Origin of the sequence: Halomonas sp. (assembly GCF_031581305.1) — a bacterium.
In the GTDB taxonomy this organism is placed as follows: domain Bacteria; phylum Pseudomonadota; class Gammaproteobacteria; order Pseudomonadales; family Halomonadaceae; genus Halomonas.
Genome location: NZ_JAVLBC010000101.1, coordinates 1 through 11,877, shown reverse-complemented (window position 1 = coordinate 11,877; position 11,877 = coordinate 1). Strand labels below are relative to the sequence as shown.

12 protein-coding genes, 1 tRNA gene and 1 riboswitch are annotated in these 11,877 nt (G+C 67.1%); of the genes, 9 read left to right on the top strand and 4 right to left on the bottom strand.

Going from position 1 to position 11,877, the window contains the following annotated elements; all coding sequences use genetic code 11:
• Positions 1 to 133 precede the first annotated feature (133 nt).
• Positions 134 to 478, bottom strand: coding sequence for a Grx4 family monothiol glutaredoxin (locus RI841_RS09880; RefSeq protein ID WP_310705433.1), 345 nt, complete (start codon positions 476 to 478; stop codon positions 134 to 136).
• Between the two features lie 191 nt (positions 479 to 669).
• Here RI841_RS09880 and argF point away from each other — a divergent pair, with 191 nt between their 5' ends.
• The 7 genes from argF to RI841_RS09845 all read left to right on the top strand — a co-directional run bounded on the left by argF (position 670) and on the right by RI841_RS09845 (position 6,700).
• Positions 670 to 1,590, top strand: a complete 921-nt coding sequence (gene argF, locus RI841_RS09875) for an ornithine carbamoyltransferase (RefSeq protein ID WP_310705431.1) — start codon at positions 670 to 672, stop codon at positions 1,588 to 1,590.
• A gap of 122 nt (positions 1,591 to 1,712) precedes the next feature.
• Positions 1,713 to 2,018 carry a hypothetical protein gene (locus tag RI841_RS09870; RefSeq protein WP_310705430.1) on the top strand — a complete coding sequence of 102 codons (306 nt, stop codon included), beginning with the start codon at positions 1,713 to 1,715 and terminating at the stop codon, positions 2,016 to 2,018.
• A 77-nt stretch (positions 2,019 to 2,095) separates the two neighbouring features.
• Positions 2,096 to 2,218: riboswitch (TPP riboswitch) on the top strand.
• Positions 2,219 to 2,268: 50 nt separating this feature from the next.
• Entirely contained in the window at positions 2,269 to 3,378 is a 1,110-nt protein-coding gene (thiO, locus tag RI841_RS09865; protein ID WP_310705429.1) for a glycine oxidase ThiO, read from the top strand.
• Positions 3,375 to 3,584 (top strand): sulfur carrier protein ThiS, encoded by a 210-nt coding sequence (thiS, locus tag RI841_RS09860; protein ID WP_310705428.1) that lies wholly within the window; start codon positions 3,375 to 3,377, stop codon positions 3,582 to 3,584. Before thiO ends, thiS begins: the two co-directional genes overlap by 4 nt.
• Complete coding sequence (locus RI841_RS09855) at positions 3,581 to 4,387, top strand: thiazole synthase (protein WP_310705427.1); 807 nt, start codon at positions 3,581 to 3,583, stop codon at positions 4,385 to 4,387. Before thiS ends, RI841_RS09855 begins: the two co-directional genes overlap by 4 nt.
• Before the next feature lie 133 nt (positions 4,388 to 4,520).
• A complete protein-coding gene (locus RI841_RS09850) occupies positions 4,521 to 5,654 on the top strand; it encodes an alcohol dehydrogenase catalytic domain-containing protein (protein WP_310705434.1) in 1,134 nt (377 codons plus the stop codon).
• Positions 5,651 to 6,700, top strand: a complete 1,050-nt coding sequence (locus RI841_RS09845) for a proline racemase family protein (RefSeq protein WP_310705426.1) — start codon at positions 5,651 to 5,653, stop codon at positions 6,698 to 6,700. Before RI841_RS09850 ends, RI841_RS09845 begins: the two co-directional genes overlap by 4 nt.
• A 37-nt stretch (positions 6,701 to 6,737) precedes the next feature.
• On the opposite strand, the gene RI841_RS09840 is transcribed toward RI841_RS09845, so the two are convergent.
• The 3 genes from RI841_RS09840 to RI841_RS09830 form a co-directional block, all read right to left on the bottom strand.
• On the bottom strand, positions 6,738 to 7,844 hold the full coding sequence (locus tag RI841_RS09840; protein WP_310705425.1) for a Glu/Leu/Phe/Val dehydrogenase: 1,107 nt from the start codon (positions 7,842 to 7,844) through the stop codon (positions 6,738 to 6,740).
• A 102-nt stretch (positions 7,845 to 7,946) separates the two neighbouring features.
• On the bottom strand, positions 7,947 to 9,050 hold the full coding sequence (locus RI841_RS09835; protein WP_310705424.1) for a DUF4236 domain-containing protein: 1,104 nt from the start codon (positions 9,048 to 9,050) through the stop codon (positions 7,947 to 7,949).
• A 199-nt stretch (positions 9,051 to 9,249) separates the two neighbouring features.
• Positions 9,250 to 9,325: transfer RNA gene (locus tag RI841_RS09830), tRNA-Ala, on the bottom strand.
• 228 nt (positions 9,326 to 9,553) lie between these two features.
• On the opposite strand from RI841_RS09830, the gene RI841_RS09825 reads away from it, so the two are divergent.
• Complete coding sequence (locus tag RI841_RS09825) at positions 9,554 to 10,201, top strand: response regulator (protein ID WP_310705423.1); 648 nt, start codon at positions 9,554 to 9,556, stop codon at positions 10,199 to 10,201.
• Between the two features lie 68 nt (positions 10,202 to 10,269).
• The coding region (uvrC, locus tag RI841_RS09820; protein ID WP_310705422.1) for an excinuclease ABC subunit UvrC at positions 10,270 to 11,877 on the top strand (1,608 nt) is incomplete at its 3' end.

Here is an 11,877-nt window from a genome sequence, read left to right as displayed (position 1 = left end):
TGGAAGCTGGAAGCTGGAAGCTGGAAGCTGGAAGCTGGAAGCTGGAAAGCAGCATAAGCTCGCCCCCCAATAGCAAACACCCCCGCAGCACTGCTACGGGGGTGTTTTTTCTTCAAGCTTCAAGCTGATGGCTTCAAGCTCCAGACGAAGTCTGGTTGTGCTTCGCGGCAGCTTCCTTGACCAGCTTTTCCAGCTCGCCGTTCTGGTGCATCTCGACCACGATGTCACAGCCGCCGACCAGCTCGCCCTCGACCCACAGCTGCGGGAAGGTCGGCCAGTTGGCCACCTTGGGCAGCTCGGCACGGATGTCCGGATTATCCAGGACGTTGACAAAAGCGAAGCGCTCGCCACAGGCCATCAGGGCCTGGACGGTCTGGGCGGAGAAGCCGCATTGGGGCAGCTGGGGGGTGCCCTTCATGTAGATCAGGATGGGGTTCTCGCTGATCTGGCGCTGGATATTCTCGACGGTGGTGCTCATGACATCTCCCTTTTTCATTTGCCCGGGGCCCAATGGACCGGGCCTCGATAGACCGAGGCCGTCCAGCGTGCGGGCAATACCCGAGTGTACTGGTCAGCCTTGTGGATGGAAGCCATTCTACTGATGACGGACGCGTTGCGCATCCCCCATGGGCTGGCTAGGATGGTGGTTTTTCCCCGTGGAGCGACCCCATGGCCACCCGCCATTTCCTCACCCTGCTTGACCTCAGTCCGGACGAGCTGCGCTACCTGATCCAGCGCGCCATCTCGATCAAGAACGGCCTGAAGACCCACGGGCCGACCTATACGCCCTTCGCCAACCGCACCCTGGCGATGATCTTCGAGAAGTCCTCGACCCGCACCCGCGTCTCCTTCGAGACCGCCATGGCGCAGTTCGGCGGCCATGCACTGTTCCTCTCGCCCCGCGACACCCAACTCGGCCGCGGGGAGCCCATCGGCGATACCGCCCGGGTGCTCGCGGAGATGGTCGATGCGGTGATGATCCGCACCTTCTCCCACGCTGGCCTTGAGGAGTATGCCGCTGCCAGCTCGGCACCGGTGATCAACGCCCTCACCGACGACTATCACCCCTGCCAGCTGCTCGCCGATGTGATGACCTGGACCGAGCTTCGCGGCAGCGTCAAGGGCCGCACCGCGGTGTGGATCGGCGACGGCAACAACATGTGCCACTCCTGGATCAATGCCGCCCGCCAGTTCGATTTCCACCTGCGCATCTGCTGTCCGGATGGCTACGAGCCCCGCCAGGACATCCTCGCCGCCGCCGGCGACCGGGTGACCATCCTCCGTGATCCGATGCAGGCCGTAACGGATGCCGACCTGGTCACCACCGACGTCTGGGCCTCCATGGGCCAGGAAGAGGAGCAGGCCAAGCGCGAGGCGGATTTCGCCGGTTTCCAGGTGAACGAGGTCATGCTCGACAGAGCCAAGGACGACGTGCTCTTTCTGCACTGCCTGCCCGCCCACCGCGGCGAGGAGATCAGTACGACCCTGCTCGATGACCCGCGCGCCGTGGTCTGGCAGGAGGCCGGTAACCGCCTGCATGCCCAGAAGGCACTGATCGAGTTCCTGCTGCTGGGCCGCGTGGAGAGTTAAGGGACGCCGACCCATCCGGCGTCCTTCTGTATCAGGCAGGACGCCTTAGACCTTGGTATGACATCGACCTTCGTCGCATGTATAATGCGCTGCAGCATACCCCAACCAGGAGATGCGGCAGCATGAGATACGACACCCCCAGCACCAACGGCATGCAACGTAGCCTGCGCCAGTGCCTCTCCAACATGGCCGCCCTGCTCTATCGCCAGGGCCATGTGCTCGAGACGGTCACCGTCCCGCACCGGGGTCTTGACCGCAGCGCCCTGAAGGCACTCGGCGACGCCTCCGATGATTGGGCCCCCTGCCAGCACATCCTCGAAACCAGCCAGGCCGCCACCTGGAATACCCAGCAGCACTTCGTACTGACCGGCCTCGGACGCGAGCTGCTGTTCGACATGTTCGGCGAAGGGGCGGCCGACTGCGCCTGAGCCGAACAGGACGCCATCCCCACTGATGCCCCGACGCGCGACGAGATTGCGTGCTCGGGCATCTTTGGTTATGTTGGCAGGACTTGTCGGGGAGCCCCGGTTCGCTCATGGAGGCGTGCACGGGGGCTGAGATCGGTACGGCCGAACCCGTTGAACCTGATCAGGTTGATGCCTGCGGAGGGAACAAGCGTGTGTCACTCCTGCCCGCCCCCTGCCACCATCCCGCCTGGTCAGCCATGTCTCCTCCTGGATGGTCGCTATCTTGATACCCACCACCGATCACATCGCCGTCGCTGGCGCTGGCTTGTTAGGGCGTCTGGTTGCCTGGCAGCTGCTCTGCGACGGGCACGCCGTCACCCTCTATGACGCCGGTGACCTGGATTCTCCTCCCTCTGCTGCCTGGACCGCCGCCGGCATGGTCGCCCCGCTGTGCGAGACGGCGGTGTCCGAGCGCTGCGTCCATGACATGGGTCGCTTCGCCCTGACCCAGTGGCCGACGTGGCTCGAGGCCCTCGACGCCTCGTCGCTGTGGAGGCAGAACGGCAGCCTGATGGTGGCGCACCCCCAGGACCTGAACGAGCTCACCCAGTTCCGCCGTGACCTCGACCATGCGCTGGGCGGCAACGCCCCGTGCCGGTTCCTCGACGCCCGAGAGATCCAGGGGCTGGAGCCCGACCTGGCGACCGGCTTCCGCCAAGGGCTGTTCCTGCCGGACGAGGCCCACCTGGACAACCGCGCCCTGCTCAGCCGCCTGCTCGACGAGATCCGCACCCTGGGCGGGGAGTGCCATGCCCACTGCCCGGTGGACACCTTCCCCGGCGAAGTCGCCACCGCGGAGGGCCACCGGCGCTTCGACCTGGTCGTCGACTGCCGTGGCACCGGCGCCCGGCAGCACCATCCGAGCCTGCGGGGCGTGCGCGGCGAGACCCTCCATGTGCAGACCGCCGAGATCCGGCTCTCGCGTCCGGTACGGCTGATGCACCCCCGCTACCAGCTCTATGTGGTCCCCAAGCCAGGGCATCGCTTCGTCATCGGCGCCACTCAGATCGAGAGCGAGGACCGTTCACCCGTGTCGCTGCAGTCCTCGCTGGAGCTCGGCAGTGCCTTGTATACCCTCTCCCCGGCCTTTGCCGAAGCCCGCATTCTGGAGCAGGGCGTCAATCTGCGTCCCGCCTTCCTCGACAACCTGCCCCATGTCACCCACCAGGAGGGGCTGGTCACCGCCAATGGCCTGTTCCGGCACGGCTACCTGCTCGCGCCGGCCGTGGTCTGCCACCTGCTGGCCGGGATTCGCGGCCACGGCGACCGGCCCTTCGCCGACATTCTGGCGGCTCGCCCGCCGCAGGAGAATGCTGCATGAACGAGATCACCCTGCGCCTCAACGACGAGACCACTCGCCTTCCCGCCGGCACACCGCTCGCCGACGCCCTGCAGACGTGGCACTACGCCGACCGCCGGGTCGCCGTGGCGGTCAACGGCGAGTTCGTCCCCCGCTCCGCCTACGACGGACGGGTCCTGCAGGAGGACGACCGCATCGATATCGTGGCCCCGGTGGGAGGTGGATGATGGACGCGCTGCACGACGATACCCTGACGCTCTATGACGAGGCCTTCGCCAGCCGCTTCCTGCTCGGCACCGCCCTCTACCCCTCGCCCACGGTGATGCAGGAGGCCATCCGGGCCGCCGGCTGCGAGATGGTCACCCTGGGCCTGCGCCGGCAGAACCCCGCGTCCGGCGACGGCGACGCCTTCTGGCAGATCCTGCGCGACAGCGGCTGTCGGCTGCTGCCCAACACCGCCGGCTGCCGCTCGGCCCGGGAGGCGATCACCCTGGCCCAGATGTCCCGCGAGCTCTTCGGTACGCCCTGGATCAAGCTCGAGGTGATCGGCGACGACTACAACCTGCAGCCGGACCCCTTCGGCCTGCTGGAGGCGGCACGGGAACTGGTCGACCAGGGCTTCAAGGTGCTGCCCTACTGCACCGACGACCTGGTGCTCTGTCAGCGACTGCGCGATGCCGGCTGCCAGGCGCTGATGCCCTGGGGCTCGCCCATCGGCACCGGCCGCGGGCTGATGAACCGCTATGCCCTCCAGACCCTGCGCCAGCGCCTCGACCTGCCGCTGATCATCGATGCCGGCCTGGGCGCCCCCTCCCAGGCCGCCGAGGCCATGGAGATGGGCTTCGACGGCGTGCTGCTCAATACCGCCGTGGCCCGCGCCCATCGCCCGCCGCTGATGGCCGAGGCCTTCGCCGAGGCCATCCGCGCCGGCCGCAAGGCCTACCTGGCCGGGCTGATGCAGCAGCGCCAGACCGCCAGTCCCAGCACGCCGACGGTGGGACAGCCCTTCTGGCACCGCGACGGCGGCTGACTTGGCGCGACTCCCTTCCACACCCCGCCAGAGGGGATGACGTCGGGACGGGGAAGTCTGCTATCGTCTGCCCGAGTCGACCCCGCAGACGATAAGGAGGCACCCAGTGAGCAGCGAGACCCTTCCCGATACCATGGCCGCCATGCTGCTGACCGGGCATGGTGACGTCGACAGGCTGGTCTACCACGACGACGTGACGACCCCGCGGCCGGGACCCGGCGAGGTGCTGGTGAAGGTCACGGCCACCGCCAAGAACAACACCGACCGCAAGGCCCGCGAGGGGCTCTACCCGGTGAAGAAGGGCGAAGTGACCTCCTTTGCCATGGGCGGCGAGCCGACCCTGACCTTCCCGCGCATCCAGGGCGCCGACATCGCCGGGCGCGTGGTGGCGGTGGGCGAGGGGGTCGAGGCCTCGCGGATCGGCGAACGCGGCCTGCTCGACTTCAACCTCTACCCGGATGCCCGGCGCGACATCAACCTGACCCCGGACTACTTCGGCCACGGCGCCGACGGCGGCTTCGCCGAATATGTCGCCGTGCCCTCGGACCAGTTCCACCACGTCCCCAACCCCGAGCTTGCCGATGCCGAGCTCGCCGCCCTGGGCATGTGCTCCTACCAGACCGCCTACCACATGATGACCTCGGCCGGGGTGAAGGCCGGCGAGCGGGTGCTGGTCTCCGGCGCCAGCGGCGGGGTCGGCACGGCACTGATCCAGCTCTGCCGTATCGTCGGCGCGGTGCCCTACGCGGTGAGCCAGCAGGAGAAGGCAGCAGCCCTCGAGGCGCTGGGTGCCGAGGCGGTGATCGACCGTGGCGATCTGGAGGGCTTCGCCGAGCGGGTGCTCGAGGCCACCGGCGGCGTGCCCATCGACGCGGTGATGGACCTGGTCGGTGGCGAGATGACCGACCGCTTCATCGACACCATGATCCAGGACATGAAGGTACGCAGCACCTACCCGCGCCTCTCCATCGCCGGGGCCAGCGGCGGCAACATCAGCGAGATCCTGTGGACGCGCATCTACCTCTACCAGGTGCAGATCTTTGGCGTCTCCCACGGCACCCGCGAGGAGGCCGAGCAGCTGATCGCCTGGATCCGTTCCGGCAAGCTCAAGCCGGTACTGCATGCCGCCTTTCGGCTATCGGATCTGCACGAGGCCGAGCGCTACTTCGTCAGCCGCGGCAGCAACTTCCTGGGCAAGATCGTGATCGTCCCCGACAGCCAGTGGGCCGAGCATGGTGCGCCCTTCGCTCTCGAGGGACACTCATGAGCCAGGCACTGACCCTGCAACTGATCGATACCCATGCCGGCGGCGATGTCAGCCGTATCGTGGTCGGCGGCATCGATCCTCTGCCCGGCGCCACCGTGCGCGACCAGATGCACTACCTGCGCGACGATGCCGATGGCCTGCGCAAGCTGCTGCTGGAGGAGCCCTACGGCATTCCCGAGATGTCGGTGGACCTGATCGTGCCCACCACCAACCCGGTCGCCGAAGTGGGCTATATCATCATGGAGGTGATGGGGTATCCCATCTACTCCGGCTCCAACACCATCTGCACCGCCACGGCGGTGCTGGAGAGCGGCCTGGTACCCAAGCAGGAGGGACGCCAGCGCTTCAAGCTGGAGTCGCCAGCAGGGCTGGTGCAGATCGAGGCAGTGGTCGAGAACGGCGTCGTGGAGGCGATCACCTGCGGCGGCCTGCCCAGCTATATCGACACCTACCGTGCCAGCCTGCATGTACCTGGCCTTGGCGACGTGACCTACTCGGTGGCCTACAGCGGCGGCTTCTACGCCCTGGTGGACGCCACCGAGCTGGGCTTCCACCTCAACCGCGACGAGGAGCGGGAACTCGCCCAGTGTGCCCACAAGATCGTCGAAGCGATCCAGGCCGAGCGCGGCTTCTCCCACTACACCCTGGGCGACGTGGGCCCGCTGCCCTTCCTGCACTTCATGGGACCGGTCGAAAAGGTCGCCGACGACTTCTACCGCTCGCGCTCGGCCACCTATGTGCACCCGGGGGTGATCTGCCGCAGCACCACCGGCACCGGCACCTCGGCGCGCCTGGCCCTGATGCGCCACGAGGGCACCATCGAGCCCGGCGACAAGCTGGAAACCGTCTCGCTGCGCGAGACCGGCTTCATCGGCGAGTTCACCGGCACGCGACAGGAAGGGACCCACACGGTCGTGGAGAACACCATCACCGGCAAGAGCTACGTGCTGGCCCGCTCCGACATCGTGGTCAACTGCGACGACCCCCTGGTGACGTGCGCCGGCCTGCACCATATTCTCAGCGCCGGCCAGGCCACGACCGACTGAACGCCGCCCGGCGGGTGGCAGGGAGACCGCGCCCCGGTCACCAGGTCCGACGAAAGCGCATGGCGGTGACCACGCGTTCCCGGGCCATCTCGACGGCCGCCTGACGGGGAAGCCCTCCGGCGGCCTCGGCGCGCTCGAGCACCTCGGTGACGTTGGCGCGGATCTTCTCCGCGATGCTCTCGAGGGCCTGCCCCTGACTGCCGCCACGGTGCTCGACGGCCGCGCAGATCACCCCGCCGGCGTTGACGATGAAGTCCGGCAGCACCAGCACGCCACGCTCCGCGAGCCGCCGCTCCGCCGCCTCGGTCACCGGGATATTCGCCCCCTCCGCCACCACACGGGCCCGAAGCCGATCCACGTTACCCTCGTGGATGACGTCGGGTCGCGCCGCCGGGATCCAGATGTCGCACTCGGCGTCGATGATGGCATCGCGTGCCCCACCCTCGCCGCCCGGGAACTCGGCCAGGCGACCACCCTGACGCTTCCAGTCGACCAGCGCCGGGACATCGAGGCCCTCGGCTCGCGCCAGGCTGCCCGCCGAATCCGATGCCGCCACAAGCCGCGCGCCGCGCTCGACGAGAAAGCGCGCGGCGTTCATGCCGACCGCCCCGAAGCCCTGGATGGCGACCCGCGCACCGGCGATCGGGAGGGTCGCGAAGGGCTCAGCTGCCTCGAGGGCGACGGCCAGGCCGAAGCCGGTGGCGCCGATCTCATCCAGGGGGATGCCGCCGATCTCCCGCGGCAACCCCACCGAGCGGCCGATGACGTCGTGCACCCAGGCCATGGCGGTCTCGTCGGTGCCCATGTCCGGGCCGACGATATAGTCCGTCACGTCCTTCAGCGCATAAGCGTAGGCACGCACCAGACGCTCCTTGTCATCGGCCGGCATTGCGGGATCGGCGAAGATCACCGCCTTGGCCCCGCCATGGGCCAGGCCGGCCGCCGCGTTCTTCAGGGTCATCGCGCGGGCCAGCCGCGCACATTCCGCCAGGCTCACGTCCGGCGCCATGCGCGTGCCGCCGATGGCCGGCCCGGCCGCCACGTTGTCGACCACCAGGATGGCCCGGAGCCCCGTGGCCGGGTCATGCAGGTAGAGGACCTTCTCGGGTCCCAGGTCATCAGCCAGCTCGAAGGCATCGCCCATCGCCGCTCTCCTCATTTCGTCGCCCTGAGGTCAAGCTAGCAGGCGTCGCCCGAGATGGCCCATGTCCGACGGGACACCCTGGGGCGGACGACACAGCCGGCGTCACCGCCAGCGCCAGTCCAGCTCGAAGGGCGTGATGTCGCGGAAGGTGGCGCCCCGGTTCATCTCGCGCCGCAACGAGAAGTCTGCCAGGGCCTCGGCCGGGTCGAGTCGCGCCAGTCGGTCGAAGTCAATGCCCTCCCACGCTTCGCGGGTGACCTTGGCGCTGATGAGATAATGGACCTGATGCCCATCGCCAGTTGGCCCCTTGGCCTGACAATAGCCGGAAATCAGGACACGCTCGATTCCCGGCAGCCGCGCAAAGACCGTCCCCAGCACGAACAAGACCACGCCATGCACATGACGCCGATAGAGCTCGCGCTGGCGCGTGACGCCAAGCTTGCGTGGCGAGAGCTTGAGGCGCTTGGCAGGCATGCTCCAGTAGCGGTCAGGCAACGCCTCCTCCCCCGGCAGGTCGATGTCCAGGGCGATGGTGCGGAGGTCGTCACTCAGCTCGAAGTCGACCCGCGTCTCACGCGGCCAGCCGAGCTCGTCCAGCCGATCGGCAAGCGTCCGCTGCATGGCCTCGGGATCCTCCCAGGCCGCCAGTTCCTCGCGCTGCTGACGCTCGAACTCACGGGCATCGAACTCGGCCTTCTGCCACTCCCAGGTGCGGTAGGCCTGGGCATGTGACGCCTCACGGCGCGCATTCTCGCGGTCGAGTCGCGCTCGGGCACCCGGCCAGAGGTGATGCCGCCAGTCGGGCTTTTCCAGGTTCACCGGCGCGGGGGGAGACACCGGGTAGCTGCGTGGCTCATAGCCGGTCGACCCGGGTGGTGGCGTCTGCTCGTGCAGGCGGCCGAGCCGGTCGACTTCGGCATTGAGTTGCTGGCAGTGCGCCTCGAGTGCTGCGCGTATCGTCGCCTCGTCCTGGCGGCGAAGCACTCGGGCCTCCGCATCGGGAAGCCGGCGCCCGTCGGGATGTCGGTAGCGGATCTCTCCGTTGGCGGCAATATCGAGGTCCACCGGCAGGACTTCGCCCCGTTGACCGGTCGCCAGCTGCAGACGAATGCCGGGCGGTCCAACCGAGAGCCCGGGGCGTAGCTTGCAGGTGGTGAGTCGCACACCCGGTGCGAGACGAATGTGATGCTGGAAGCGATACCCCACGATGGCCTCTCCCTGATAACCGGACCCGAGCTACAGGGTACTGCACTGTTCGCCATTCGTAATGGAGGATATCGCCCCGGCAAGCGGGCAGCGACGGTGGACCGATCATGCCGTTCAGGCCGGCAAGGGCGTTGACGGGCGTACATCAACGAAAACGCCGCCTGAAGCAGGGCTTCAGGCGGCGTTTCATGAAAGTTCTTGGTGGAGCCTAGCGGGATCGAACCGCTGACCTCAACACTGCCAGTGTTGCGCTCTCCCAGCTGAGCTAAGGCCCCACGACGTTCCCGCCTTGCGAGAACGAGGCGTATATTATGTTCCCCTACCGAATTCGTCAACCCCACAGGAGCACTTTTACTCTCCTGCCTTGTGCCAATTCCCGTTAGGGGCGAGTTGTGCCACGCTGACGAGACTGATACCGAGCCGGCCGACATGTTGGCAGCTTACTTAAGCCAGGCCTCGTCTCGGGACGACACTCACTTATTTCATTTTCAGGAGCATCCGCGTTGATCAGGGTTCTCGTCGCCGACGACCACCACCTGGTACGGACCAGTATCGCCCACCTGCTGAATGCCGAGCACGGGATCCGCGTGGTCGGCGAGGCAGCTGATGGTGAGGAGGCCATCACCAAGGCGCGCAAGCTCGAGCCGGACATCGTGGTGATGGATATCCGCATGCCTGGCATCGGCGGACTGGAGGCGACCCGCAAGATCCACCGCTTTGCCAGCGACATCCGCATCCTGGTACTGACCGCCTTCATCGAGGAAACCTTCGCCCAGCGCCTGCTCGAGGCCGGGGCGCACGGCTTCATCAGCAAGGGCTGCCAGCATGACGAAATGGTCGAGGCGATCCACTGCGTGTTCGGCGGCAAGCGCTATATCAGTCCCGAGATCGCCCAGCGACTGGTGCTGTCGCGCCTCGATGCGCCGGACAACCCCTTCGACCAGCTCTCCCAGCGCGAACTCCAGGTCGCGATGATGGTCGTGAACTGCCAGCGTGTCGTCGACATCGCCGACCGCATGTTCCTCAGCCCCAAGACCGTCAACACCTATCGTTACCGGATCTTCGAGAAACTCGGTGTGACCTCCGATGTAGAGCTGACTCACCTAGGCCTGCGTCACGGGCTGGTCGACGACTTCACCGACGCCGATTGAACGCCTTCCCAGTGGTTGCGATCTGGTAAAATGACGACTTCGCTTCTCGTCCCCGGCACACCCTCTCCATGAGCTTCGATTCCCGCGACTTCCTCGGCAGCGTCAGCGAATCCCCAGGGGTCTACCGCATGCTCGACGAGCAGGGCGAGACCCTCTATATCGGCAAGGCGCGCCGCCTCAAGGCGCGTCTGGCGAGCTACTTCCGCGGCGCCCTCAACACCAAGACCCAGGCTCTGGTGAGCCGCATCGCCGATATCCAGGTCACGGTGACCAACAGCGAGACCGAGGCCCTGCTGCTCGAACAGACGCTGATCAAGGAACTGCGCCCGCCCTACAACATCCTGCTGCGCGACGACAAGTCCTACCCCTTCATCTTCGTCAGCGACCGCCACCCTTTCCCCGCGCTGGAGTACAAGCGCGCCCGGGTGCGCCGTGACAACGGCCGCTACCTCGGCCCCTATCCCAGCAGCGGCGCCGTGCGCGAGAGCCTGTCGCTGATGCAGAAGATCTTCCGCATCCGAAACTGCGAGGACAACGTCTTCGCCCACCGTACCCGCCCCTGCCTGCAGTACCAGATCCAGCGCTGTAGTGCCCCCTGCGTAGGCTACATCAGCGAAGCGGACTATCGCCGCGACCTGGAGCATGCGGTGATGTGTCTCGAGGGCAAGAGCGAGGCGGTGACCCGCGAGCTGACCGAGGCCATGGAGGCGGCCAGCGTCCGACTGGACTTCGAGGAGGCCGCCCGGCTGCGCGACCAGGTCCAGCACCTGCGCCAGATGCAGCAGCGCCAGTTCGTCGACACTGGCGGCGGCGATGCCGATGTCTTCGCGTTGGCCAGCCGCCCCGGGGCGCTGTGCATCTCGGTGCTCACGGTACGCCAGGGCCGCCTGCTGGGGGCCCGGCACCATACCCCGGCCAATGGGCTCGACCTGGGCCACGAGGCGCTGCTCGGCGACTTCATCAGCCAGTTCTACCTGGGCCAAGCCAGGGAGATCCCGGCAGAGGTGATCACCAGCCACCCGGTCCCGGATACCGACCTGATCGCCCGCGCGCTTGGTGAACGCGCGGGCAAGCGCATTCGCCTCACCAACCAGGTCCGCGGCCATCGCGCCCAGTGGCGGGAGCTGGCCCGCACCAACGCCGAACAGCAGCTGGCCAGTCAGCTGGCCAGCCAGACCCAACTGTCGAAGCGCTTTGCGGCCCTGCGCGAAGCCCTGGCACTCCAGGACACCCCCCGCCGCCTGGAGTGCTTCGACATCAGCCACAGCCATGGCGAAGCCACGGTGGCCTCCTGCGTGGTCTTCGACGAGAACGGGCCGCGAAAGTCCGACTACCGGCGCTTCAACATCGAGGGGGTGGCGGCGGGAGATGACTACGCTGCCATGCGTCAAGCCCTTGTCCGCCGCTTCAAGCGGATCAAGGAGGGCGAAGGCGAATGTCCGGATATCCTGATCGTCGATGGCGGCAAGGGACAGCTGAACATGGCCAGGGACGTGTTCGCCGAGCTGGGCGTGCACGGCGTCATGCTACTGGGCGTGGCCAAGGGCACCACACGCAAGGCGGGGCTCGAAACGCTGTTCGTCGAGACCGTCGACCGCAGCCTGGACCTCGACGGTGCCTCCCCCGCCCTGCACCTGATCCAGCATATCCGCGACGAATCCCACCGCTTCGCCATC